At 74.3% G+C, this 24,710-nt stretch carries 23 protein-coding genes; 9 read left to right on the forward strand and 14 right to left on the reverse strand.

Going from position 1 to position 24,710, the window contains the following annotated elements; genetic code table 11:
* Position 1 precedes the first annotated feature (1 nt).
* A complete protein-coding gene (locus tag ABD330_RS24800; protein ID WP_425555630.1) occupies positions 2-1,447 on the forward strand; it encodes a M1 family metallopeptidase in 1,446 nt (481 codons plus the stop codon).
* 93 nt (positions 1,448-1,540) lie between these two features.
* On the opposite strand, the gene ABD330_RS24805 is transcribed toward ABD330_RS24800, so the two are convergent.
* The 4 genes from ABD330_RS24805 to ABD330_RS24820 form a co-directional block, all read right to left on the reverse strand.
* Positions 1,541-3,391 (reverse strand): glycosyl hydrolase family 18 protein, encoded by a 1,851-nt coding sequence (locus ABD330_RS24805; RefSeq protein ID WP_344468194.1) that lies wholly within the window; start codon positions 3,389-3,391, stop codon positions 1,541-1,543.
* Positions 3,392-3,723: 332 nt separating this feature from the next.
* The gene (locus ABD330_RS24810; RefSeq protein WP_344468195.1) at positions 3,724-4,302 is read right to left on the reverse strand and encodes a Uma2 family endonuclease; all 579 of its coding nucleotides are present in this window, start codon (positions 4,300-4,302) and stop codon (positions 3,724-3,726) included.
* Positions 4,303-4,385: 83 nt separating this feature from the next.
* Positions 4,386-4,889 (reverse strand): hypothetical protein, encoded by a 504-nt coding sequence (locus ABD330_RS24815; protein ID WP_344468196.1) that lies wholly within the window; start codon positions 4,887-4,889, stop codon positions 4,386-4,388.
* Entirely contained in the window at positions 4,889-5,452 is a 564-nt protein-coding gene (locus tag ABD330_RS24820; RefSeq protein WP_344468197.1) for a DoxX family protein, read from the reverse strand. Before ABD330_RS24820 ends, ABD330_RS24815 begins: the two co-directional genes overlap by 1 nt.
* A 129-nt stretch (positions 5,453-5,581) precedes the next feature.
* Between ABD330_RS24820 and ABD330_RS24825 the strand changes: the two genes are divergently transcribed.
* Complete coding sequence (locus ABD330_RS24825; RefSeq protein WP_344468198.1) at positions 5,582-5,878, forward strand: barstar family protein; 297 nt, start codon at positions 5,582-5,584, stop codon at positions 5,876-5,878.
* Between the two features lie 38 nt (positions 5,879-5,916).
* On the opposite strand, the gene ABD330_RS24830 is transcribed toward ABD330_RS24825, so the two are convergent.
* Genes ABD330_RS24830 through ABD330_RS24840 form a run of 3 tightly spaced genes read right to left on the reverse strand, consistent with a single transcriptional unit; the run spans position 5,917 to position 9,412 of the window.
* Entirely contained in the window at positions 5,917-6,528 is a 612-nt protein-coding gene (locus ABD330_RS24830) for a bifunctional 4-hydroxy-2-oxoglutarate aldolase/2-dehydro-3-deoxy-phosphogluconate aldolase (RefSeq protein ID WP_344468199.1), read from the reverse strand.
* Positions 6,525-8,123, reverse strand: a complete 1,599-nt coding sequence (locus ABD330_RS24835; protein ID WP_344468200.1) for an N-acyl-D-amino-acid deacylase family protein — start codon at positions 8,121-8,123, stop codon at positions 6,525-6,527. Before ABD330_RS24835 ends, ABD330_RS24830 begins: the two co-directional genes overlap by 4 nt.
* Entirely contained in the window at positions 8,123-9,412 is a 1,290-nt protein-coding gene (locus ABD330_RS24840) for an alanine racemase (RefSeq protein WP_344468201.1), read from the reverse strand. Before ABD330_RS24840 ends, ABD330_RS24835 begins: the two co-directional genes overlap by 1 nt.
* Positions 9,413-9,537: 125 nt before the next feature.
* On the opposite strand from ABD330_RS24840, the gene ABD330_RS24845 reads away from it, so the two are divergent.
* The 4 genes from ABD330_RS24845 to ABD330_RS24860 all read left to right on the forward strand — a co-directional run bounded on the left by ABD330_RS24845 (position 9,538) and on the right by ABD330_RS24860 (position 12,439).
* Positions 9,538-10,560, forward strand: a complete 1,023-nt coding sequence (locus ABD330_RS24845) for a sugar kinase (protein ID WP_344468202.1) — start codon at positions 9,538-9,540, stop codon at positions 10,558-10,560.
* On the forward strand, positions 10,557-11,306 hold the full coding sequence (locus ABD330_RS24850) for an IclR family transcriptional regulator (protein ID WP_344468203.1): 750 nt from the start codon (positions 10,557-10,559) through the stop codon (positions 11,304-11,306). The genes ABD330_RS24845 and ABD330_RS24850 overlap by 4 nt, the downstream gene beginning before the upstream one ends.
* A gap of 20 nt (positions 11,307-11,326) precedes the next feature.
* The gene (locus tag ABD330_RS24855) at positions 11,327-11,728 is read left to right on the forward strand and encodes a RidA family protein (protein ID WP_344468204.1); all 402 of its coding nucleotides are present in this window, start codon (positions 11,327-11,329) and stop codon (positions 11,726-11,728) included.
* Between the two features lie 69 nt (positions 11,729-11,797).
* Positions 11,798-12,439, forward strand: a complete 642-nt coding sequence (locus ABD330_RS24860; RefSeq protein WP_344468205.1) for a MarC family protein — start codon at positions 11,798-11,800, stop codon at positions 12,437-12,439.
* A gap of 16 nt (positions 12,440-12,455) precedes the next feature.
* On the opposite strand, the gene ABD330_RS24865 is transcribed toward ABD330_RS24860, so the two are convergent.
* Positions 12,456-12,890 (reverse strand): Lrp/AsnC family transcriptional regulator, encoded by a 435-nt coding sequence (locus ABD330_RS24865; protein WP_344468206.1) that lies wholly within the window; start codon positions 12,888-12,890, stop codon positions 12,456-12,458.
* 186 nt (positions 12,891-13,076) lie between these two features.
* On the opposite strand from ABD330_RS24865, the gene ABD330_RS24870 reads away from it, so the two are divergent.
* Complete coding sequence (locus ABD330_RS24870; RefSeq protein ID WP_344468207.1) at positions 13,077-13,907, forward strand: tryptophan 2,3-dioxygenase; 831 nt, start codon at positions 13,077-13,079, stop codon at positions 13,905-13,907.
* A 10-nt stretch (positions 13,908-13,917) separates the two neighbouring features.
* Complete coding sequence (gene kynU, locus ABD330_RS24875) at positions 13,918-15,144, forward strand: kynureninase (RefSeq protein ID WP_344468208.1); 1,227 nt, start codon at positions 13,918-13,920, stop codon at positions 15,142-15,144.
* On the opposite strand, the gene ABD330_RS24880 is transcribed toward kynU, so the two are convergent.
* The 5 genes from ABD330_RS24880 to ABD330_RS24900 form a co-directional block, all read right to left on the reverse strand.
* A complete protein-coding gene (locus ABD330_RS24880) occupies positions 15,119-18,241 on the reverse strand; it encodes a TIR-like protein FxsC (RefSeq protein WP_344468209.1) in 3,123 nt (1,040 codons plus the stop codon). The two genes, kynU and ABD330_RS24880, sit on opposite strands and share 26 nt — an antisense overlap.
* Positions 18,231-19,238, reverse strand: a complete 1,008-nt coding sequence (locus ABD330_RS24885; RefSeq protein ID WP_344468210.1) for an AAA family ATPase — start codon at positions 19,236-19,238, stop codon at positions 18,231-18,233. The genes ABD330_RS24880 and ABD330_RS24885 overlap by 11 nt, the downstream gene beginning before the upstream one ends.
* A gap of 16 nt (positions 19,239-19,254) precedes the next feature.
* Positions 19,255-21,060, reverse strand: coding sequence for a VMAP-C domain-containing protein (locus tag ABD330_RS24890; RefSeq protein WP_344468211.1), 1,806 nt, complete (start codon positions 21,058-21,060; stop codon positions 19,255-19,257).
* A 14-nt stretch (positions 21,061-21,074) separates the two neighbouring features.
* Complete coding sequence (locus tag ABD330_RS24895; RefSeq protein ID WP_344468212.1) at positions 21,075-21,413, reverse strand: CU044_2847 family protein; 339 nt, start codon at positions 21,411-21,413, stop codon at positions 21,075-21,077.
* Positions 21,414-21,661: 248 nt separating this feature from the next.
* Positions 21,662-22,945: a choice-of-anchor A family protein gene (locus ABD330_RS24900; protein WP_344468213.1), complete on the reverse strand. Its 1,284-nt coding sequence runs from the start codon at positions 22,943-22,945 to the stop codon at positions 21,662-21,664.
* A 398-nt stretch (positions 22,946-23,343) separates the two neighbouring features.
* Here ABD330_RS24900 and ABD330_RS24905 point away from each other — a divergent pair, with 398 nt between their 5' ends.
* Positions 23,344-23,841, forward strand: coding sequence for a DUF2269 family protein (locus ABD330_RS24905; RefSeq protein WP_344468214.1), 498 nt, complete (start codon positions 23,344-23,346; stop codon positions 23,839-23,841).
* A gap of 137 nt (positions 23,842-23,978) precedes the next feature.
* Here the strand turns inward: ABD330_RS24905 and ABD330_RS24910 are convergent, their stop codons facing one another.
* The gene (locus tag ABD330_RS24910) at positions 23,979-24,683 is read right to left on the reverse strand and encodes a VOC family protein (protein WP_344468215.1); all 705 of its coding nucleotides are present in this window, start codon (positions 24,681-24,683) and stop codon (positions 23,979-23,981) included.
* Positions 24,684-24,710 lie beyond the last annotated feature (27 nt).

Here is a 24,710-nt window from a genome sequence, read left to right on the forward strand (position 1 = left end):
CATGCCCGTCGGAGCGCAGGGAGCGTACGAACCCGTGAGTCCCAAGCAGGTGCCCGCCCCCGGCGTGGACCCGTACTTCCCGGCCCACGGGGACGCCCGCTACCGGGTGCACCGGTACGAACTCGCGCTCGACTACCGCCCCGGCCCCAACCGGCTGGCCGGCTCGGCCCGGCTGAGCGCCGTCGCGGGCGGCGAGGCCCTGCGCGAGTTCGCGCTCGACCTGGCGGAGTTCCGGATCGGCCGGGTGCTGGTGGACGGCAAGGCCGTCCACTACACCCACCGGGCCGGGAAGCTGCGGATCCGGCCCGCCAAGCCGCTGCCCGCCGGGGCCGCGTTCACCGTCGAGGTGCACTACAGCGGCAACCCCCGGCCGGTGCGCAGCCAGTGGGGCGGGCTGGGCTGGGAGGAACTGACGGACGGTGCGCTGGTGGCCAGCCAGCCGGTCGGCGCGCCCTCCTGGTACCCCTGCAACGACCGGCCGGCCGACAAGGCCACCTACCAGGTCTCGATCACCACGCCCTCCCCCTACACCGTGGTGGTCGGCGGCCGGCTGCTCACCCGGACCACCCACTCCTCCAGCACCACCTGGGTCTACGAGCAGGCCGCGCCCACCTCCAGCTACCTGGTGACGGTCTCGATCGGCCAGTACCGGAGCGTGCTGCTGACCGAGGCGGACCCGGCCTCGGGGCGGGTGCCGCAGCGCGCGTACCTGCCGGCCCGGCTGCTGCCGGAGTTCACCCACGACTTCGGGCGGCAGACCCTGATGCTGCCGTTCTTCGAGGGCCTGTTCGGCACGTACCCGTTCGGCGAGTACGCGGTGGTGGTCGCCGACGAGGAGCTGGACGTACCCGTCGAGGCCCAGGGGGTGGCCACCTTCGGGACCAACCACCTGGACGGCGCCCGCACTTCGGAGCGGCTGGTGGCGCACGAACTGGCGCACCAGTGGTTCGGCAACAGCGTCTCGATCGCCGACTGGCGGCACATCTGGCTGAACGAGGGCTTCGCCAAGTACGCCGAGTGGCTCTGGTCCGAGCACGCGGGCGGCCGGACGGCGGCCGAGCACGCCGCCGTGGCGCACACCCTGCTGGCCGGCCTGCCGCAGGACATGCGGCTCGCCGACCCGGGCCGGAAGCTGATGTTCGACGACCGGCTGTACGAGCGCGGCGGGCTGACGGTGCACGCGCTGCGGTGCGAGCTGGGCGACGAGGCGTTCTTCCGGATGGTCCGGGACTGGGCCGCGATACACCGGCACGGTGTGGTCGACACCGCCGGGTTCACCGCGCACGCCGGGCAGTACGCGACCGGGTCGCTGGACGGGTTCTTCGACGCCTGGCTCCAGGACCCGGCCCTGCCGCCGCTGCCGGGCCCCCGGGCCGACGGCTCGGCCGGGAGCGGCGGCGGCCGGCTCTCGCGGGCCGGGCGGTGGTGGTCCGGCTCCGGCTCCTGACTCGGCTCCTGGCGCGGACGCGGCCGGCCCCGGACGAGTCGGCGACTCGTCCGGGGCCGGGTACCTTGCGGTCCGTCAGGTCCGGGGTTCGGTTCAGCAGGGGCCGTTGTCGGTCCAGACGCCCCACTGACCGCTCGCGGTCGGGTCCTCGTTCGTGGTCCACCACTTGTTGGTGTAGTAGTGGCCCTTCCAGGAGACCTTGGTCGCCGTGGCGTAGACCGCGGCGGCGTCCCAGCTCGGGGCGGTGCAGGAGCCGGTCGGCGTGGTCGACGGCGAGCTGCTCGGGGAGCTGCTCGGCGAGGACGAGGGCGAGTTGCTCGGCGAGCTCGACGGCGACGAGGACGGCGAGCTGCTCGGGGAGCTGCTGGGCGAGCCGGTCGGGGTGGCCGAGGCGGAGCCGGACGGGGCCGGGGCGGCCGGGCAGCTCGCGGCGGAGCCGTCGGTCGCGCTGGCCATCTTGTCGAACAGCGCGGTCTGCGTGCCCATGTCGTAGAGCGAGAAGGCGAAGGAGCCGCCGAGCCCGTTGCAGTGCGCGTAGTCCAGCTTGGCCTGGATCGACTGGGCGTTCTCACCGGTCCAGAAGGTGCTGCCGTCGTAGAAGTACGCGGCCTTGGCGGTGTCGTCCCAGTAGGTGTCGGCCGGGTTGTCGACGAAGCCGTTCAGCTCCTTGTACATCCGGATGCCGTTGACGTTCCCGGACATCGCCGCGCCGGTGGCCGGGCCGGTCGCGCTCTGGAAGAGACCGTGGTTCGCGCCGGCCGGGACGCCCGTCCAGCCGCGGTAGTAGAACGGCACACCCATGTTTATCTTCGCGGCGGGGAAACCGCCCTTGATCCCGTACTGCGGGTCACCGACCGTCCAGGCCTTGACCGCGTTGTCGATCGAGTACTTGCCGGTGCCCGGTGCGACCGGGGTCATCGGGTCGTTCGGGTCCGAGTACAGCGGGGCCTGGTGGTTGGTCGGGCCGGTCGCGTCCCATGCACCGTGCATGTCGTAGGTCATGACGTCCAGGAACGTGAGGTACTGGCCGAGCTTGTCGGTCTCGACGTTCTGGATCTTGTCCTGGCCGGCGCCGACCGCCGCCGAGAGGGCGTAGGTCTTGCCGTCGGCCTTGCCCTGGGCGTCCAGCTCGGAGCGCAGCTCGGCCATCAGCAGGGTGTAGTTCTGCTTGTCGGCCGGGCTGGAGTGGTTGCCGGTGTGGCCGCCGCCGCCCGGGTACTCCCAGTCGATGTCGAAACCGTCGAAGATGCCGGCCGCCGAGCCGGGGCCGCCGAAGCCGGCGTCCACGGGCAGGTTGCCCTTGATGAACATGTCGATGCAGGAGGACGCGAAGGCCTTGCGGTTGGCGTCGCTGGAGGCGACGTCGGAGAAGTACTTGGAGTACGTCCAGCCGCCGATCGACAGCAGGATCTTGAGCTTGGGGTTCTTCGCCTTCAGCTCCTTGAGCTGGTTGAAGTTGCCCGTGATCGGCTGGTTCCAGGTGTCGGCGACGCCGCTCACGCTGGTGGTCGCGTCGAAGGACTTCTGGTAGTCGGCGAAGGCGTCCGCCGCGCCGTCACCGGCGTTCGGGTCGCTCTCGTTCTGCGAAGCGGCCTTGGTGGCCTCGAAACACTTGAGGCTGGTCGGGTTGATGTTCGCGAAGTCGTAGATCAGGTAGTCCAGCTTGCCCGCGACGCCGGTGTCCTGAATGGTCTTCGGGTAGTACGCGTTGCCGTACACCGACCACTGGTCGAAGTAGGCGACCTTGATGCCGCCGCTGGTGGCGGGGGCGCCGGTGCTGTTGGTGGCGGCGGCCTGGGCGGTCGCGCCCGAGCCGACCGCGAGGCCGAGGCCGAGCAGCAGGGAGACGGCGGTACCGGCCGCGAGGGCGGCCAGGCTCTTGGGCCGCCGCTTCCTGGCCGGCTCCTGGGGTGTCAGCTGGGGGGTGAAGACAGCACGATCCATGGGCGCATGACTCCTGGTTGTGGGGGAACTGCCGTACCTCGTCGGGGTGGGACACACGGGGTGGGGCCATGTGGCCAGGGGCATGACAGCTGGGAATCGGGCATGGGTGGGTACGCGGGCGCCGGGGTGCGCCGAACCGGCACCGGAGGTCTGGACCACCGGCGCCGGTCCAGGGGCTCCCTGCACCTGGCACAAAAATGGACTAGACCAACTCCGGCGTCAAGAGCCGGCCTTGCGCCTTGAGCCCCCGTTAAGGTTCGTCCGGGCACCTCGCCCGGCATCTGAGCAGCACAACGCCGGCCCGCTGGAGCTGCGGGCCGGCGTCGGACGACTCAGAGCTGGTCGATCTCCGTCAGATCGATGTCGACGGCGAACGGCACGCCGACCTTCAGCCGGTCGTGGTGAATGCCGGTGACGACGTACGTCCTGGTGGCCGGGTCGAGTTCGAAGACGTAGACGACCGGTCGGCGGCCCTCCGCCTTCTCCACCCGCCAGAAGTGCGGGATCCCGGCCTGCCCGTACTTGCGGGGTTTGGTGTCACGGTCACGCTCGACCGAGTCGGGCGAGACCACCTCGACCGCCAGGACGAGGTCTCCCGCCTGGTAGCCGGTCTCCTCCGCGCCCTCGGTCACCGCCTCGGCGCGGACCACGGAGATGTCCGGCTCGGGACGGTCCCGCTTGCCGAGGATCACGCTCATCTCGCGCACCACCCGGAGATCGCCGGGAGCCGTCACCCGGAGCCCCCGCGTGAGCAGGTCCACCGCAAGCATGTGGAAGTACTTCTGCGGGCTCATGAAGACAAGGCTCCCGTCGATCAACTCCGTGTGCGGCGGGAGGCCAGGCATGTGGTCGAGATCGTCGGCGGTGAATCCGCCTTCCGGCGGGATGAGCCAGTCGGGCACGGCTGTCATCGTTGCTCCCATGTGCGCGATCGTCGCCGACACGGGCAGCCTACCCAGCGGGAACGCCCGAATATCGCTCCTTCGAGTGACGGTCAGTAACGCAGCGCGTTGCCCACCGCCGCCTTCACCGTGCCCGAGAGGGTGCGGTTGCTGCGGGCGGTGGCCTGGGCGGTGCCGCCGGCGGCGACCTCGGGAACGTTGACGATGACGGTGTCCAGGAGCTTGCCGGTGTCGTCGTCGAAGTTGACCTGGACGGTGTAGCGGTAGCCCTGGGTGCTGCGGTTGGTGACGGTGACCGGGACGTCCGAGCGGCCGTCGGAGCCGGTGACCACGGCGCCGAGGCCGATGTCGCTCTTCGCGTCCAGGCCGCCCTTGATGCCCGCCAGCGCCGAGGAGGCCGCCGACTCGGCGGAGGCGGCGGCCGAGGCCGCCGAGGAGGCCAGGCCGTTGGCGGCGGAGGCGAGCGCGGAGGCGCCCGAGCGGGCGGCGGCGAGCGCCGAGGAGGCGGCGGAGGTCGGGTTGCTGCCGGAGGAGCAGCCGGCCAGCAGCAGCGCGGCGACGGCGGCGGCCGTGGCGGCGGGGAGGCGGTGGCTCATCAGGAGAGCCCGATCCCGTTCTGCTGGGCCGCCTCGTCGGCGGCGCGCTCCTCGCGGCGCCGTACGACGTCCTGGCGGCGGGCCACCACGCAGGCGGCCGAGACCGCGCTGCCGGCGAAGGCGAGCAGGCCGACCCAGGCGCGGTCCAGCGCGTGGCCGGTCGCGTGGTCGACCGAGTAGCGGCCCGCGCCGGAGAGGCCGAGGGCGAGCCCGCAGGCGCCGAGGAAGGCCGGGTACTCGTAGCCGCCGGCCGTGGCGAAGAAGCCGCCCGGGGCGTGCACGGAGATCGCCCCCGCCATCGTCCCCGCGACGATCGCCCCGGCCGCCGGGGTGGCCAGGCCCACGACCAGCAGCGCACCGCCGCCCGCCTCGCCGAGCCCGGCGGCGAGCGCGCTGCGGCGGCCCGGCACGAAGCCCATGTGCTCCATCGCCGTGGCCGTCCCCGCCAGCCCTCCCCCGCCGAACCACCCGAAGAGCTTCTGCGTGCCGTGCGCGACGAGCACCCCGCCGACGGCGGCGCGCAGGGCGAACAGTCCTAGGTCCTTGCGGTTCAGACAGGTCATGATGAGCCCTCGGATCGTGCCGGCTGGCGGCGGACGGGTTACCTGGTCCGACTCCCATCCCAGCCCACCGGGGCGGCCCGTTCGACCCGGGGACGCCATCCGGGCGAACCCGCCCTGCCGAGGAGAACCGTGCCGGAGTACCACCTCGACGGCGCGGCCGTCACCGACGAGCCGTCCCTCTACGCCGCCCTGGGCCGGGCCGTCGTCCCGCCGGACGGCTACTACGGCCGCAACCTGGACGCCCTGGCCGACTGCCTGCGCGGCGGGTACGGCACCGAACCGCCGTTCACCCTGGTCTGGCACGACTCGGCGGCGGCCCGGCGGGCGCTGACCCGGCGGCTGGTGGTCGGCGTCCGGGAGCAGAGCTACTTCGACGCCGTACTGGACGTGCTGCGGGACGGCGGGGTGACCGTGGTGCTCCGGTAGCGGCCGCTGCGGCCGGCGCGCCTCCCGGGGAGCGGCCGCTACCCCTCCAGGGACCGGACGAACGCCCGTGCCCGCCTGGTGAGCTCGGGCCAGTCGGCGGCGGCGACCAGGGCCGGGGAGACCACCTCGCCGCCCGCGCAGACCGCGAGCGCGCCCGCCGCGAGGAAGGCGGCGGCGTTGGCCGCGCTGACGCCGCCGGAGGCGACCAGCGGGGCGTCGGGGAAGGGGCCCCGCAGGTCCCGCAGGTAGGACGGGCCGAAGGCGCGGGCCGGGAAGACCTTGACGGCGGCGGCGCCGAGGTCGAGCGCGTCGGCGACCTCGCTGGGGGTGAGCGCACCGAGGACGACCGGGACGGGCGCCGCCGCCACGGCCGGGCGCAGGCCCGGGGTCACCAGGTACCGCGCACCCGCCTCGACCGCCTGCTCGGCCTGCCCGGCGGTGAGCACGGTACCGACGCCGATCCGGCAGCCGGTGTCCGCCGCGACGGCGCGCCGGACGTGCGCGGTGACGTCCGGGGTGGTGAAGGTGAACTCCACCCAGCGGATGCCGCCTTCGGCGAGCGCGGCGCAGAGCGCGGCGGCGTCGGGGATCGCGGGGGCCCGGACGACGGCGATCACCCGGTCGGCGGCCAGCTCGTGCAGCGGTGTCATGCGGTGCCTCCTTCGGCGCGGCGGCGCAGGGTGCGGCCCGGCAGGGCGCCGGTGGGGCGGGAGTCGTCGATCACGGGTGTCCCGCCGACCAGGACGTACGGGATGCCGGCCGCCGGGCGGCGCGGGTGCTCGAAGGTCGCGGTGTCCCGGACGGTGTCCGGGTCGAACAGGACGAGGTCGGCCGCGTACCCCGGACGGATCAGGCCCCGGCGCCGCAGGCCGAGCCGGCGGGCCGGGCGGCCGGTCATCCGGGCGACGGTCTCCTCCAGCGTGAGGACGCCCGACTCCCGGCTGTAGTGGGCCAGGTAGCGCGGGAAGGTGCCCCAGGCGCGCGGGTGCGGGCGGGCGCCGGTGAGCAGGCCGTCGCTGCCGACGGTGTGCGCCGGGTGCCGCATGATCGCGCGGACGTTGTCCTCGTGGCCGACGTGCTGGAGGACGGTCGTGCCCAACTCGTCGGCGGTCAGCAGGTCGAGGAAGGCGGTGGTGCCGCTGACGCCCCGGCGGCGGGCCAGTTCGGCGACGGTGAGCCCGACCAGGCCGGTGAGCCGGCCGTCGCGGACACCGGAGAGCTGGACGGTGGCCCAGTCGGTGACCACGCCGTGGCAGCCGTCGCTGCCGGTCTCCTCGACGGCCGTCCGGATCCGCTCCCGGACGGCCGGGTCGCCCAGCCGGGCGAGGGTGGCGGCGGGCCCGCCCTCGGTGGACCAGGAGGGCAGCAGGGCGGCCAGTGTGGTGGATCCGGGCAGGTACGGGTAGCTGTCCAGGGTGAGGTCGACCCCGGCCGCGAGGGCCTCGTCCAGCAGGGCCAGGAACTCGCCGGCCCGGCCCTCGTTGACGCCGAAGTTCATGGTGGCGTGGGTGAGGTGGAGCGCGCAGCCCGTCCGCCGGGAGAGCTCGATCACCTCGCCGTAGGCCGCCAGCGCACCGGCGCCGTACGAGCGGGTGTGCGGGCAGTGGTAGCCGCCGTGGGCGGCCACCACCGCGCACAGGGCGGTGAGTTCGGCGCTGTCGGCGTACATGCCCGGGGTGTAGGTGAGCCCGCTGGAGAGGCCGACGGCGCCCTCGCGCAGGCCCTGGGCCAGCAGTTCGCACATCCGGGCCAGCTCGGCGGGGGTGGCGGGGCGGTCGTCCCAGCCGACCACCAGGGCGCGCAGGGTGCCGTGCGGGACGAGGTAGCAGGCGTGGGCGGCGAGCCCGGAGCGGTCCAGCCGGTCCAGGTACTCGCCGACGGTGCGCCAGCTCCAGTCGAAGCCCGCCGGATCGCCGTTCCAGCCGGCGAGTTGGCGGCGCAGCAGCGGGAGGGTGATGGAGTCGACCGGCGCGTAGGAGAGCCCGTCCTGACCGAGGACTTCGCAGGTGACGCCCTGGCTGACCTTGGCCGGGTGGGCCGGTTCGGTGAGCACGGCGAGGTCGGAGTGGGCGTGCATGTCGATGAAGCCGGGGGCGAGGACCAGCCCGTCGGCCTCGATGGTGCGGGCGGCCGGGGTGCCGTCCGGCTCGGTGATCACGCCGCCGGTGACGGCGAGGTCGGCACGGTAACGGTCCGCGCCGGTGCCGTCGACCACCCAGGCGCCCCGGACCAGCAGGTCCGGCATCAGAAGTACGTCCTCACCAGGTCCACCACGCGCGGGAGTTCGGCGTCGGCGGAGTCGAGGACGGGGAGCATCGTCCACTTGTCGAAGACCGTGCAGGGGTGCGAGAGGCCGAGCCGTACGATGTCGCCGACCTCGACTTCGGTGTCCCGCAGGTAGGCGTGCTGGTCGTTCAGGGCGGTGATCCGCCCACTGGTCAACGGTCCCTTCCCGCGGATGAGTTGGGGCTCGGGCAGGCCCTCGTCGTAGGACAGGTCGCGCTTGCCGCCGTCCAGCAGGGCGAGTCCGGGCTCGGGGCGGGAGACCACCCTCGTCCAGCCGTGCAGGGCGGAGCGGAAGGGGGTGGCGCCGGCGGTGCGGGCGAGCGGGGAGATGCCCCGGTAGAAGCCGTCGTCGTGGGCGAGGTAGGCGCCGGAGCGCAGCACCACCCGGGTGCGGTCGTCGGCGAGCGGGGCGAGCAGTTCGGTGACGGTGTCGAAGTACGCGCTGCCGCCCGCAGTGATCCAGACCTGCTCGGCCTGGTCGAACAGGCCCTCGGCGTCGAGCATCCGGTGCAGTCCGCCGAGGTCGGTGAGGTAGCGGGCGACGGCGGCGAGCGAGTCGGCACGGGCGTCGTGGGCGACGGCGCCCTCGTACCCGCTGACGCCCGTCAGCCGCAGGCCCGGCGCGGCGTGGACGGCGCGGGCGACGGCCCGGGCCTCTTCGAGGGTGCGGCAGCCGGTGCGGGCGCCGGGGGCGCCGAGTTCGACGCAGACGTCCACGGGCGCGGGGGCGCCGCGCAGGGCCTCGTCCATCAGCTCGACGGAGCGGGTGGAGTCGACCCAGGAGGCGAAGCGGAAGCCGGGGTCGGCGGCCGCGGTGGCGGAGATCCGGCGCAGCCCGGCGGGGTCGAGCAGGGTGTTGGCGAGGTGGACGGCGCGCAGGCCGAAGGCCAGGCCGACGTTGACCTGCGGGAGGTTGGCGAGGGTGATCGCGACGGCCCCGGCGTCCAGTTGGCGCTGCCAGAGGGCGGGGGCCATCGTGGTCTTGCCGTGCGGGGCGAGGCCGACGCCCGCCTCGGCGCACCAGCGGGCCATGGTGGCGAGGTTGTGGTCGAGGGCGCCCGCGTCGAGGGTGACCAGCGGGGTGGCGAGGTCGTCCAGGGTGGGCCCGGTCGCCAGGTACTCGGCGGCCGTCCGCCCCCAGGCGGCGGCGGGGACGGCCTTGAACCGCCAGTCGAGCCGCTCCTCGGCCGGCGCCGCCACCCTCCCGCGATCGATCAGCCGCGTCGGGGCCTGCTTCGGAGTCCGCATCAGCGCCGCCTTCCGGTTGCGTTATACGCAACGGTCGTTGCGCAGTCTGCCTCCACTGATCTAACCTCAGGTCCAGACCACTGGTCAACGCACCGCACCCCGATCCGGACCTCAGGAGCACCCAGGTGACCCCTCCCGCCGCCGTCTGCCTCGGCGAGTCGATGGCCGTGCTCATCCCGGAGCCGGCCGGGCCGCTGGAGCAGGCCGAGAGCTTCCGCCACAGCTACGGCGGCGCGGAGTCGAACGTCGCCTGCGGGCTGGCCGGGCTCGGCGTGCCGGCCGCCTGGGTCAGCCGGGTCGGTGCGGACGGCTTCGGCCGCCGCCTGGTCGAACAGATCGCCGCGCACGGGGTCGACACCTCGGCGGTCGGGTACGACCCGGCCCGGCCGACCGGCCTCTACGTGAAGGAGACCGGCTCGGGCGCGGACCACCCGCACGACCTGGGCGCCGGGCGCAGCAGGCTGCACTACTACCGGCGCGGGTCGGCCGCCGCCGCGATGGGCCCCGAACTGCTCGCCGAGCCGGCCGTCGCCGCGCTGCTGGCCGGTGCCGAGCTGGTCCACCTCACCGGGATCACCTCCGCGCTCTCCGACAGCTGCCACCGCCTGGTCCGCACCCTGCTGGCCGTGCCCGGCCGCCTGGTCAGCTTCGACCTCAACTGGCGCCCTGCGCTCTGGGCCGGGCGGGACCGGCAGGCGCTGCGCTTCCTGATGAACGCCTCGGACATCGTGCTGCTCGGCGCCGACGAGGCCCGCGAGGTGCTCGGCACCGACGACCCGGCGGCGCTGCGCAAGCTGCTGCCGAGGCCGGGCGTGCTGGTGCTCAAGGACGACGGGCACCGCGCCACCACGATCGCCCAGGACGGCTCCACCACGGCCGAACCCGCGCTGCGGGTCAGCGTGCTGGAGCCGACCGGCGCCGGGGACGCCTTCGCCGCCGGGTACCTGGCGGGCACGCTGCGCGGCCTGCCGGAGCAGGCCCGGCTGCGGCTGGGCCACCTGTCGGCCGCGGCTGCCCTGACCACGGCGGGCGACCTCGCGCCCGCGCCGCCCGCCGGGCTGACCGGCCGGCTGCTCGCGGCCGACGCGGCCGGCTGGGCGGCCGTCACCGTCGACGCGGCCGGCTTCCACCCGGCGGGTGGGCGGTGAGCAGCTCGACCGTCGCCCGGGCGATGCGGCTGCTGGCCGAACTGGGCGAGGGCGAAAGGACCCTGGAGCAGCTGGCCGCCGTTCTGGACGTGCACAAGAGCACCGTGCTGCGGCTGCTGCGCCCGATGGAGGACGAGCGGATCGTCCAGCGCGACGCCGCCCACCACTACCGGCTCGGCCCGCAGCTGTTCGCCCTGGCCGGGCTGGCCCTGGAGCAGCGCGGCATCCGCGCGGTCGCCGCCCCGCACCTGCGCGAGCTGAACGCGGCCACCGGGCAGACCGTCCACCTGGCGGCCTACGAGGGCGGCGAGGTGGTCTACATCGACAAGTACGACTCGCGGCAGCCGGTGCGGATGTACTCCCGGATCGGGCTGCGGGCGGCGCTGCACTGCGCGGCGGTGTCCAAGGTGCTGCTGGCCGACCTGCCGTTGACGGTGCGTCAGCAGGTGGTCGGATCAGTGGAGTTCACGCCGTTCACGGCGAACACCCTCACCACCCCGGAGGCGCTGCTGGCCGAGCTCGCGACCGTCGCCGCCCAGGGCTGGGCGCAGGACCGCGCCGAGCACGAGCCGTTCGTGAACTGCGTCGCGGCCCCCGTCCGGGACGTCACCGGGCGGGTGGTGGCCGCCGTCTCGCTCTCGGTGCCGGACGTCCTGCTCGGCTACCCGGAGGTCCTGGCGCTGCTGCCCGACCTGCGGGCCACGGCCGCGGCGGTCTCGGCCGACTGCGGGCTCGCCGCACACTGAAACCGACCAGAAGGACGGACATGAAGACCGAAGTACGCACCACCGGCGCCCCCGCCCCCGCCTGGGTGTTCTCCCAGGGCGTCCGCAAGGGCCCGATCCTCCAGGTGTCCGGCCAGGGCCCGCAGGACCCGGCGACCTCGGAGTACCTGTACCCCGGCGACGTGAAGGCGCAGACCCGGCGGACGCTGGAGAACGTCCTCGCGGTGCTGGAGGCCGGCGGCGCGACCGTCGAGGACGTCGTGATGTTCCGGGTCTACCTGACGCGGCGGGCGGACTTCGCCGCGATGAACGAGGTGTACGGCGAGTTCATCGACCGGCACGTCCCAGCCGGCGGCGTGAAGCCCTGCCGCACCACCGTCTTCGTCGAGCTGCCGCACGAGGCGATGCTGGTGGAGATCGACGCCCAGGCCGTCATCGGCTGATCGGGCCGCCGTCCCGGTGCCAGGGCGCGGCGGCCCGCCGCCGCGCCCTGGCTGAAGCATGCTTGGCTCATGTCCGCCTTCAATCTCAGCAGCGCCTTCGTGACGTTCTTCGCCGTGGTCGGGCCGCCCAAGGTGCTGCTGGCGTTCGCCCACGTGGCCAAGACCCGGACCAGTGCGGAACTGCGCAAGCTGACTCTGGTGACGACCCTGGTGTCGGCGGTGGTCGGCGTGACGATGGCCTACACGGCCGACTGGCTCACCACCTTCTTCCACATCAGCGACGAGTCCCTCCAGCTCGCCGGCGGCGTGATCTTCTTCATCTACGCCGTCGCGCTGGTGCTCGGCATCCATCTGGGCAGCGGCAGCGCCGAGGACGACGAGGGCCAACTGGCCGGCCCGCTGGCCGAGGGCGTCCGCGAGCTGATGCTCCCGTACGTGGCCAGCCCGCTGGCGATCACCGCCGTGCTGGTCGAGTCGCTGGAGAAGGACACCTGGTCCTGGCACAGCACCATCGCCAGTGCGTACGTCGCCGTGGTGGCGATCAACTGCGTCTGCGTCCTGCTGCTCTCCCGCCTGCTGCGGCGCACCCACCAGACCTCGCTGGAGGTGCTCTCGCGGCTCCTGGGCCTGCTGCTGGCGGCGGTCGGCGTCGAGCTCTTCCTGAACGGCCTGTCCGGCCTCGGCGTCCACCTGCCGAACAGCACCCACTGACGGGGGCTCCCGCCGGTCAGGACGGTACGACCGGCTGCCAGGGGACCGGGCTGGAGAGGATCATCGAGCTGGACGGCTGGCCGTAGACGGCCAGCCGGTCTATCAGCTGTTCGAACTCGGCCATGCCGGACACCGCGACCAGCAGCGCGCAGCACGCCCCGCCGGTGACGCGGTGCAGCTGCTGGACCTCCGGCCAGGCCGCCACCGACGGGTCACGCAGGACGCACCGCGGCCCGTAGCACTGGATCTGCACCAGCGCCGTGACCGCCAGCCCGGCCCGGGCGAGGTCGACGTGGGCGTGGTAGCCGCTGATCACGCCCTCCGACTCCAGCCGGCGGACCCGTTCGGCCACCGCCGGCGAGGAGAGGTTGACCCGGCGGGACAGCTCGTTGAAGGAGAGCCTGGCGTCGTTCTGCAGCTCGGCGAGCAAGAGGCGGTCGACGGCATCCATCGGAACTCCTGATGTTTCCAGCGGCTGTTTTCGGTCTGCAAGGCCGAAAGCCGTAAAGACCTTTTGAATGGAAGGCGGGCCCCGCGATCCGGTGCCCGTTGCCCATTCAAGACGGGACCGGACCGCCGCACAATAGTGCCGGTCCGCCGCCCGGTGACGGACCGGGAGACTTCAGGAGGAATCGTGATGGGTCAGGACAGTGTCAGTACCCCGAGGCTGTCGTTCGGCCCGGACGAGGAGCCGGACATCGGCACGCCGTACGCGCAGTACGTCCGGCTGGAGACGCTGCACAGCCTCCAGCACCCGCGCAGCAAGGTCGACGCCGAGCTGTCGTTCATCATCACCACCCAGGTGATGGAGCTGCTCTTCGACCTGCTGCGGCACGAGTGGACCACCGCGCAGCACGCCCTGCGCGAGGACGACCTGACGGCCGCGTTCGCCGCGCTGCGCCGGGGCACCCACGTCCAGGACGTGCTGATCAGCTCCTGGGACCTGCTGGCCACCATGACCCCGGGCGAGTTCACCGCCTTCCGCGAGGTGCTCGGCGAGGCCTCCGGGTTCCAGTCCTCGGCCTTCCTGCGGCTGGAGTTCATGCTCGGCAACAAGAACGAGTCGCTGCTGAAGATGTACGAGGGCTCCGCCGCCGTGCACGGCGACCTGACCGCCGCGCTGCACGCCCCCAGCCTCTACGACGAGGCGCTCGCGCTGCTCGCCCGGCGGGGCCTGCCCGTCCCGCACGAGCCCGGCACCGGGCGCTACCGGGCCAGCGAGGAGGTTGTCGCCGCCTGGCGCCAGGTGTACACCGACCCCGCGCTGGCCGAGGCGGCCCGCCTGGGCGAGGCGCTGCTGGACACGGCCGAGCGGGTCACCCGGTGGCGCCAGCGGCACTACTCCTCGGTCAAGCGCACGATGGGCGCCAAGCCCGGCACCGGCGGGTCGAGCGGCCTGACCTGGCTGAAGCAGTCGGCCGACCAGGACGTCTTCCCCGAGCTGTGGACCGTACGGAACGAACTGTGAGGAACGCACTGTGACCCGTACCCGTGAGGAGTGCGCGGCGCTCGACGCCGCCGACCCGCTGGCCGGCTTCCGGGCCGAGTTCGCGCTGCCCGAAGGCGTGATCTACCTGGACGGGAACTCGCTCGGCGCGCTGCCGCGCCGGACCCCCGAGCGGGTGCGCGAGCTGGTCGAGGTCGAATGGGGCCAACAGCTGATCCGCAGCTGGAACGACGCCGGCTGGTTCGCGCTGCCGCACACCCTCGGCGCCCGGATCGCCCCGCTGGTCGGGGCCGCCGCCGGCCAGGTGGTGGTCTGCGACACCACCTCCGTCAACCTGTTCAAGGTGCTCACCGCCGCGCTGCGGCTGCGCCCGGGACGCCGCACGGTGCTGGCCGAGCAGGCTGCCTTCCCCACCGACCTGTACATCGCCGAGGGCGTGACCGGCCTGGTCGAGGGCACCCGCAGCGTCCTGCTGCCGTCGGCCGCCGACCTGGACGGCATGCTGGACGAGGACGTGGCCGTCGTCCTGCTCTCCCATGTGGACTACCGCACGGGCGAGTTGCTCGACATGGCCGGGATCACCCGGCGGGTCCAGCAGGCCGGGGCCCTGATGATCTGGGACGTCTGCCACTCGGTCGGCGCGCTGCCGATCGAACTCGACGCCTGCGGTGTGGACTTCGCCGTCGGCTGCACCTACAAGTACCTGAACGGCGGCCCCGGCTCACCCGCCTTCCTGTACGCCGCCGAGCGCCACCAGGCCGCCGCCGCACAGCCGTTGAGCGGCTGGTTCGGCCACGCCCGCCCGTTCGACTTCGAGCCCGGGTACGAACCGCTGCCGGGCATCGGCAAGTTCCTCACCAGCTCGCCGTCGATGCTCGGGCAGGTGGCGCTGGGCGCGAGCCTGGACATCTGGGAGCGGGCCGACCTCCAAGCCGTCCGGGCCAAGAGCCTGGCCCTGACCGACCTGTTCGTCGAACTGGTCGAGCCGCTGAAGCTGGAGGTGGCGACCCCGCGCGCGAGCGAGCGCCGGGGCAGCCAGATCGCACTCCGGCACCCCGACGGCTACCCGGTGGTGCAGGCGCTGATCGAACGCGGCGTGATCGGCGACTTCCGGGCACCGGACCTGATGCGCTTCGGCTTCACACCGCTGTACGTCGGCTACCGGGACGTCTGGGACGCGGCGCACCACCTCGCCGAGGTGCTGGAGTCCGGCGAGTGGCGCGCCGAGCGGTTCAACCGCCGGGGGGCGGTGACGTAGCGAAGGCGCTCACCAGGGTGTCCCAGTCCGGCGGCGGACCGGGCGGGATGCCCGCCGTGTGCGCGACCTCCACGATCCGGGTGGCCAGCCGGTGCACCGCCAACTCGTACCGCTCACGCGGCGGCCCGGCCTTAGCCAGGCCGAACAGCCCCTCGGACTCGTAGAGTTCGACCCGGCTGTCGACGTACTGCAACCGGCTCGCCACCTCCGGCAGCTCGGCCCGCCGGACGGGCGCCCACAGCGCCGGGACGATACCGCTGGACCAGCCCGCCCCGCGCGGGCGCTGCTCGAAGGCCGACCACTCCTTGCCGCAGCGCTCGTCCAGGAAGTACCCCGGCGAGTAGAGCGGCACGAACACCCGGCAGACGGCCAGCGCCTCGGCCGCCGGGCGCAGCGGATCCTGCTCGTCCCGGCGGCCCATGAAACCGGCCGGCGCCGCCTCGGGCAGGTCGGTCAGCTGGAGGATCTCCTCGGCGAGGTCGTCGAAGAGCTGCTCCACCATGGCGTACGGCTGCGCCTGCCGGGCGTAGCTGAGGAAGAAGTACGGCGCCGACGGTTCGGTGCGGTGGGTCCGGCGGGCGTGCGAGGAGGGGGCCGGGCGGCGGCCCGGGCGGCGGCCGACGGCGGGCAGGACGGGCGGCGGCCCGGCGGCGGCGGCGGCGGGGTTGCGGGAGAGCAGGAAGGACCGCTCGTGCAGCCGGAACCAGAACCGGGTGCGGGAGGTCCGCTGCTCCTCCGCCGCCTGCGCCTGGAGCGCGCGCAGCAGATGGCGCGCGCTCAACTCCGCCTCGCCGCCCGGCTCGCCGTCCCGGAGCAGCTGGTTCAGCCGGCCGGCGAGCGAGCGCTCGCCCGGCGGGCGGATGCTGAGCAGCTGGTGCACCGGCTCCTGGGCGCCGACCGGTTCGGCGGGCTCGGCGGGCTCGCCGTCCTCCCAGCCGTCCAGCACCAGCAGCCGGTTCGCGGCCCGGCTGCCGGACACCAGGCCCAGCAGGGTGGCCCAGGGCAGCGGGCGGCGGTCGCCCGGCGGCCGGGAGCCCAGCACCAGGCCCTCCGCCGGGAGGGTCGTCACCTCGCCGCCGACGTAGACCACCAGGGTGTCCTGGGCCTCGCCCGCGGCCGTCCGCAGCGCCCGCAGGAAGCCCTGCGGGTCGTCGAGGCCGAGCCAGATGTGCTCCGCATCCAGCCCGACCAGGGCCCGGCTGGACAGCGCCGCCGCCAGGCCGGTGAGGTCGCCGTGGGCTCTGGCGTCCTCCGGGCCCAGCGGATCGCCCTCGGCCGCCCGCGAAGTGGTCAGCAGCAGGACGGCCCGCGAGCGCGCGGGGTCGGGCAGCCGCCTCGGCGGCGCCGGGGCGGCGCCCGGGCCGGGGGCCGGCTCGGGCACCATCCGCAGGACGGGCGCGCGCGGGCCGTCGAGCATCCGCAGCGCGGCCGGGCTGATCAGAGCGAAGGCGTGCCGCTCGGCGGCGACCGCCGGCGGCCCGGTGTGGGCCGTCGGCCCGGCGGCCTCGGAGCTGCCGCCCGGGCCGACCACGGTGCAGTTCGGGCCGTGGTCCGGCTCGGTCGCGGCGAGGGCCGCGAACTCGCCCGGCACCCGCCCGGCCCGGGCGGCGATCTGTTCGCCGACCCTGGCCAGCAGACCGACCGCCTGGTGGGTGGTCGAGCGCGGCAGCGTCCGGAGCAGCAACTCCCTGACACCCGCCCGGAACTCGAAGTGGTCGCGGCGCCCCTCGCGCTCCTTCAGCAGCCCGCTGACCACCACCTCGGCCAGGTGCTGGGGCTGCGGCCGGGCGAAGCTGGCGCGTTGCAGCAGCCGCATCACCGGCAGGGCCGGGGTGGTCAGCGCGGTCAGCCCGGCGAGGGTGAAGGCCTCCCGGGAGGCGACCGAGCGGAATCTCAGCACGAGCTCCTCGGCGGCGAGTTCGTCCGGCTCCGGACCCGTACCGGCGTCCGGCTCCGGCAGCACCGGGGACGGGCCGAGCAGCAACGCGGAGCCCACCACCTGACCGCCCGCCGGACTGCCCACCAGCCGGGCCCAGTTGCCGAGCCAGCCGGCCCCCGCCTCCAGGACGGGCACGGCGATCTCGCCCCGGCCACGGGCGGAGCCGGTGAACGAGTCGGTGAACGGGGCGAAGTCGTACGCCGAGTCGGGGACGCCGGCCTCCGGCGCCGAGAGCAGGCCCGCCACGGCGGGCAGCGCCGCGAGCTGCCAGAGCCGCTCGGGCAGCGGCTGGACGACGGCGACCGGGCAGCGGCGCGCCAGTGCGTGCAGCGTGCGGTGCCAACGCAGGCCGGGCACGCCGGGGCGCCACTGCGGGCCCATGCAGTCGCTGAGCACCAGCACCGCCGTCCGGGCGTCGGAGGGGCGCCGCCGGCCCAGCCGGCCGGCGTCGTCCAGCCGGGAGAGCCCGACCTGCCGGAAGGCGCCGGTCTGCCGCAGCAGGGTGCGGAGCTCCAGCGCGAGCGGCTGCCAGACCGCCATGGTCGGGCCGCAGTCGAGGATCAGGTGCAGGTCGAGCCAGCGTTCGGTGCCGGGCCGCAGCACCGGCAGCCAGCGCACCGGGCCCGGCCCGCGCAGTGCCTCGGCCAGCCGGTTGGCGGTCGCCGTCTCGTCCAGCAACGAGCGCTTGGGGTCGGGGACTTGGCGCTTCAGCGGGCGGAGCGCGCGTTGCAGGGCGAGCGGACGGGCCAGCATCGGCGCGCTCGGGGTGGGCACGACGGCGGCCGCCACCCCGTCCGCCGGGTCGTCGGAGGGCAGGTGCAGCGCGGTGCGCAGCGACTGCCCGGAGCCCCGGCCGGTGCCGTCGGCGCCGCCGTCCGCCCCGCCCGGGCCGGCCGCACCGCCGAGGCGGCGGGCGCCGTTCCCGTCGGCGTCCGGGCGGTCGTCCGCGCCCGCGCCGTGCTCGCCGCTGCGGGCGGCCAGCCAGAGCACCTCGGCCAGCTCGATCGGCCCGGGATCGGGGCGGCCGAGGTCGGCGAGCAGCGCGCTGAGCCGGTCGACGGCGGTGGGCGCGACGGGCGGGGGGCCGATGGGCGGGGGGCCGCTGGGTGAGGGGCCGGCGGACGGGTCCGGCGGCGGGTCGCCGTGGTCAGAAGACATCGTCGTCCTGGCCCCGGCTGAGGTAGGGCATCACCTGGGCGGCCAGTGCGGCGCGGTCGGCGGTCTCGGCGAACTCGGAACGGGAGGTCAGATAGATGGCGTTCAGCAGCTGGTCGGTGGCGAGTTCGCCGTCCTCCCGGCGGCTCAGGAAGACCCGCAGGATCTCGTCCACCAACTCGGCGTCGGTGCCGGGGAGGTGGGCTCTGACGATGGCCTCCAGTTCGGCGCCCTCGGGCCGCCGCAGCTCCAGCACCACGCAGCGCCGCAGGAAGGCGGCGGGGAACTCGCGCTCGGCGTTGCTGGTCAGCACGGTGAACGGGAAGGCCCGGCAGCGCACCCGCCCGCCGCTGACCGGCGCCCGGCCGTGCCCGTCGGCGGTGAGCACCCGGGCCTCGGGCTGCTGCGGCGCGGCCCGGACGAGTTCGTCGATCTCGTACTGGCCGTCCTCCAGCACGTGCAGCAGGTCGTTGGGCAGGTCCAGGTCGCCCTTGTCGATCTCGTCGATCAGCAGCGCCCGGGGCCGGCCGTACGGGAGCAGGGCGGTGCCGAGCGGGCCGAGCCGCAGGTGCTCGTCCAGGCCCGCGCCCTGGCGGTCGGGGCCGGCCTGGTTGGCGGCGTACAGGCGGGAGAGCGGGTCGTACTGGTAGAGGCCGTCGCGCAGGGTGCTGCGGCTGGTGATGTTCCAGCGCAGCACCGGGCCGAGGCCGAGTTCGCGGGCGACGGCGTACGGCAGGCTGGACTTGCCGCTGCCCGGCGGGCCGGTGACCAGCAGCGGGCGCCGCAGGTAGAGGGCGGCATTGACGAGTTCGACGGTCTCGGGGGTGGGCCGGAAGGTGCTGGCGCGGTGCCAGACCGGGGCCGCGCCGGAGTCGGCCGGGCCGGTGGGCGGGTCGAGGGCGGGGCCGCCGTCGAAGGCGCGCCAGGGCGGTGGGGCGGGCAGCGCGGAGAGTCCGTCGTGCGGCGCGTCGGCGCCCCGGTAGATCGGGGTCAGGGGCATGGTGCGGACTCTCCTGCTACTGGCCCGCCGGGCGGCGGGGTTGGCGGGCGGTCGGGACGACCCGGTAGGGCCGGTGCGGGCTGGGCAGTACTTCCGGGTCCTCCCAGAGCAGGACGAGACCGTCGGCCCAGTGCCCGGCCGGGTCGTCGCTCTCCTCCGCCTGATGGCGCAACTCCTTGATCCGGCGCGGCAGATCGACCGGTGGGACGTCGGCCAGTTCCTCTGCAAGTCTGGCAAGGAATCGCGCGCTGCGGCAGGTGTCGGAGCGGGTGTGATCGGTGGCGCAGGCGCACTGCTGCCAGAGCACCACCGGGGCCCCGGCCTTGAGGGCGGCGGCGAGCAGGGGCTCGTACGGGGGGCCCTTGGGCGGCCCGGGGAGCGCGGGGATTTCGGTGCGCTCCCCCGGGCGCAGGCGGTGGTACAGCTTGCGGCCGTCGTGGACGCCGGTGCACTGGACCACGTGCAGGACGGTGCCCTGTGCACCGCGCAGCGGGGCCCACTTGATCTCCAGCTGGCGGCGGTCCGCCGGGTCGGCGCGGCGCTGCTGGTCCACCACGACCACCGCGTGGTCGGCGCCGAGCGGGCCGAAGTCGGCCCGGCGGCGGGTCCAGCTGTGGACGGGCTGGGTGAGCCACCTCCTGGGCAGCGCGAATATGATCAACTCGGCTCCGTCCGGCTCCAGTTGCCCGAGCTCGCGGTCGATCCGGTCCCGGACGAAGGTCTGCAGGCGCGGCCTGGTCACCGTACTGGCGTGCGGCTCGCCGAGCACCCCGTCGCGGATGGTGGAGATCGCGACATGGAACATCCCGGGCCCGGCGCCGCTCGGCCCGATGTCCACCAGGATCGGCCGCCAGCCCTCGCCGCGCCCGGCGCCGCCGCCCGGCCGGTCGGGGTGCCCGTCGAGCCAGCTGCGCAGGCCCTCGCGGAGCGGCCCCTCCCCCGCCGCCTCGGCGGCCAGCCCGGCGAAGTCCACCACCGGATGCGGGCGGTCGGGCGGGCGCGGCACCTCGGAGAGCAGGTACCAGCAGACCTCCCAGAGGCTGCCGGGCCGGGTCGGCGGATCCGGGCAGCCGAGACTGCCGACCGCCGCCCGGTACAGCTCCAGCGGGTCGGCGGCCACCTCCGCATCGGCCAGCAGCATCCTCAACTCCCGTACGGCGGAGGGCGCCACGGCAGCCCCCGGCAGGTGCTCGGCGAGTTCGGGGACGTACCGGGCGAGCGCCTCGCCGGGCAGCATCTGGCCGAGCCGGACGGCCGGCCGGGCCCGTTCGTCCGACCCGCGCCAGAGCGTGTCCTGCGCCGCCGTCACCAGGCCGACCACCTCGCCGGTCGCCGCGATCACCACCGGCCCGCCGCTGAACCCCGGCGAGAGCGGCATCCCGGTGCCCTCGTGCTCCAACTGCACCAGCTCACCGCCGATCCGGAAACCGCCCCGGGTGAGCCGGATCTCACTGCTCAGTCCGCCGTCGTGCCCGGCGGGGAAGCCGTACGCGGCGAGCTGCGGCGCCTGGAGCCCGGACCAGCTGTGCAGCGCGGCGAACCGCGCGGGACCGGCGGCGTGCGCGGGGACGGGCCGGTCCAGTTCGAGGACGGCGACGTCCCCGGCGCCGCCCGGGCGGTCCGGCCACGGGCCGCGCCGGACGACGGTGGCCGACAGCTCGGGGTCGTCGGGCCGGTTGACCAGCCGGACGACGGCCCGCTGCCGGCCGTGGACCACATGGGCACAGGTCAGCACCTGCCGGTCGGAGACCAGGATGCCGGCCCCGGTGGTCGGCGCCGGACCGTCGGTGGTGACCCGGGCGAGCCAGAGCACGTCCTGCATCGACGCGCCCGCCGTCAGGGCTGCGGATCTCGTCCGGACGACCAGGAGAGTCTGACGGTCAGATGGGCGTCGGCCGCCGTCCGGGCGACCAACGCCCCTGCCTCGGCGGAGAGTTTGACCCCGAACTCGATCTCCACCTCGTCCGGCGCGAGGCTGCCGCCCCGGAACACCGCGAGCGCCGACTCGGCGGCGGCCCGCACGCCCGAGAGCGCCTCCTCGAAGGTCTCCGAGGCCCGCCCGACCGCCCCGCTGCGGCCGACCGGCTGCATCCCGTACGACTCCTCGGCCCGCACCCCGGCGCCCTCGACCCGGACGACGGCACCTTCGGCGGTGAGGAACTCCGCGTAGTCCACGACTCCCCCAGTGCGTTCAGCCTGATGGCATCTCAGAGGCGTGCATCTCAGAGGCCACCGATGGTCGCACGGTACCGGGCTCCATGCACCGGTTCCGGCCAATCTCGCACTTTTCGTTCACCATGCACAGGCCAAAGGGGGCGCGGGGGGCTGCGTGTCACGGGAGGGGCGGCACCGGTACCTCCGGGTGCGCGCGGCTTCGCGCTCCCCCCAGCCTTCGGCCGGGGGGACCCCATGCGCCCTCCGGGTCAGCGGTGCCTGTGGGACTTGCGGGGCTTACGGGCCATCCAGACGGCGGTGCCGCCCGCCGTGACCAGGGCGAGTGCGCCGAGGCCGGCCGGGATGGTCATACCGCCGCCGGTGGCCGGAAGTTCGGGGCCGGGGCTCGGGGAGACGGACGGTGCGGGGGTGGTCGCGGAGGCGGTGGGGGTCGGTGTCCCGGTCGGGGTGGGGGTCGGGGTCGGGGTCGGCGTGGGTGTGGGCGTGGGCGTGGGCGTCGGCGTCGGGGTGGGCTCCTCGCACTCGGGCATGTCGCCGGTGAAAGGGTAGGAGTGGAGCTCGTACCCGCCGCTGCCCTCCTGGATGAGGTTGCCCGCGAGGTAGACCCGCCCGTTCACCCCGGGCTGGGAGAGCGTCATGGTGCCGGCCGGGTTGCCCGCCAGGATCGAGCCCTGGAACTGCGCGCCGCCGGTGATCCTGGCGTCGGTCGCGGTCGGGAAGTTCCACATCAGCCTGGGCCGCAGCTCGGTCAGCTGGTCCCCCGGGTTCCCGGTGCCGGTGTAGGTGTTGATCAGGGCGTCGGCCGCGAGCATGTTGACCACGATCGTGGCCCCGGCGGGGATGCCGGCGAAGACCAGGCCGATCTGCCGGGTCGCCGTCCCCAGGTTGCCGGTGACGTCGAAGATCTGCCGCATGCTGGTGCCGTCGCCGGTGAAGGTGGCTTCGCTGCTGGTCAGCGTGACGGTACCGGTCGCCGTCGCCTTGCCCGCGCAGGCGGACAGGTCCTCGATCGTCTTGAGCACCGGCCGGTACTTGTCGGCCGCGGCCGGGTCCTTGATCTGCCTACCGTCGGGCGTGATGTTCACCGTGCCGGTGACGGTACCGCCGTACCGGAGGTGACCCCAGGCCACGCCCTTGGAGTCCGAGCCGCCGATGTAGACGGTGTTGCCCGGCCGGACGGTCAGGTCGCCGCCCACGGTGACGAAGTCGGTGTCGTCCGGCGGGGGTACCCGGGAGCCGACGCCGACGACGGCCATGTTGAAGGCCCCACCACCGTTCTTGTCGACGGTCAGGTTGCCGAGGGTCACCACCTTGCCCTCCACCTCGGCGGCCCGGCCCCGGGCGGTGTAGTCACCACCGGTGAACACGTTGATCGTGGCGTCGCGGCCGGCGAAGTCACCGTTGTTCGGCGGCGGGTACGGGCCCGGACAGGCCGGACCGCTGCACGGGCCGAGCGGTGGCGTCAGCGGCGCCGCCGAGCCCGGGACGACGACGGCCAGCGGTACCAGCGCCAGAGCGGCGACGACCCCCATCCGAATGAGCCTGGTCGGATTCTGCTGGGCAGGGCGGTTCGGCGTGCCGCGACGCACTCTTCCTCCTCCGGGTGGAGCCGGCCCCGGCCGGAGCCGGGCAGCTGACCCGGGTCAGTCAACGTCCCGCCCCCGGCACGGCACCGCCCCCACGCCGCACACCGCCGCAGATCCGCCCGGACGGTCCACGGCCGGGGCCGCCGGCCCGGGGGGCCGGGGGGCCGGGGGCCGGGCCTCGGGGCTTTCCGTCCGGGGAGGGGTCGCCCGGGAGCTCCGCAGCCCGGCTCCGGAGCGGGGATAAGCGGGTGTTAGCGTGCCGGGGGCCAGGATCACCAGAACGGCCCAGTCCCCGGTCAGCCGTCGGCTGTCCCGCCGCCCCACCGCCCGCAAAGGTGTCCCCCATGGCCAAGTTCCTGCTGAGCCTGCACGTCCTGGCCTCGGTGCTGTTCATCGGCCCGGTGGCCGTCGCCGTCAGCATGTTCCCGCGCCGCGCGCAGGCCGCACTCGCCGCCGGCGCAGAGGGCGCCGAGCAGGTTTCGGCGGCGGCCTCCGTCCGGCTGCTGCACCGGATCACCCAGATCTACGCGCTGCTGGGCATCGCGGTGCCGCTGATGGGCGTCGGCACCGCGCAGGTGATGGGCATCATCGGCCAGACCTGGCTGATCGTCTCGATCGTGCTCACGGTGCTCGCGGCGGCCACGCTGATGCTCTTCGTACTGCCCGCCCAGCAGGCCGTCGTGGACGCGCTGCAGAGCGGCGCCGAGCCGGCGGGCGAGGACCGCACCCGGGCGACGGGCGGCCTGCGGCTGCTGCCGATGACGGCCGGGGTGTTCAACCTGCTGTGGGCCGTGGTGGTCGTGATGATGGTGATCCGCCCGGGTTCGACCACCGGAGCCTGACCGCTCGCGGCTCCGGGAAGCACCACCCCCGCGTGCTTGACCGCGTGCGAGACGCTCGGCTCTCCCGCATTCCGTACGCTGCGGTGGCCCCGCCCCTGGTGGGCCACCGCAGCCGCGTGCAGCCGTCCCGCCCTCCGTCAGACCGCTCGGCCGGTGGGCTCGGGCCCGGTCCAGCCGCACGTGCCGACGCACGCCTCGTTGCCCTCGGGGTCGGCCAGCACCCAGTGCGACGGGGCGAACTCGTCCGTCACCAGCCGCCCACCGGCCGCGATCGCCGCCGCCACCCGGGCCTCGGCCTGGTCCTGCGGCAGCCAGACGTCGACGTGGACCCGGTTGCGCTGCGGGCGCGGCTCGTCCAGCTGCTGGAAGAAGAACGGCGCCCCGCGACCCTGCGGATCGACCAGGTCCTCCGGGCTGCCGGCGCGGTGCCGGTAGCCGAGCAGGACCCGCCAGAACTCCACCACCTCGGGCCCGGCCAGCGCGTCGACCGTGACCTGCACGGTCTTCAGGACCGACGGGTCGGCGACCAGCCCCAACTCGCTTGCCACCGCCGAGATCCGCCGCGCCGAGTCGACCTCCCGCCCGGTCATCCCGAAGACCTCGTCCGTACAGGTGACCAGGCGCACCGTGACCCCCTCGGACCGCAGGTCCACAGCGGGGTGCTGCTCCGCGAGGCCGTCCAGCTCACCGATCGCCTGCGCGAACCGCGCCCCGACCGCGAACGACTCCGTACGGAAGAACGCGACCGCCCCGTCGCCCAGCACCCGCCAGTCCTCGACCCCGGCCGCCTGGTGGAACTGTCGCGGGGTGATCCGCCCGACCGCGCTCTCGACATCGCTCATGCCCGGAACCTATCGGGCAGGTCCGAC

This window comes from Kitasatospora kazusensis, assembly GCF_039529945.1.
Lineage (GTDB): Bacteria > Actinomycetota > Actinomycetes > Streptomycetales > Streptomycetaceae > Kitasatospora > Kitasatospora kazusensis.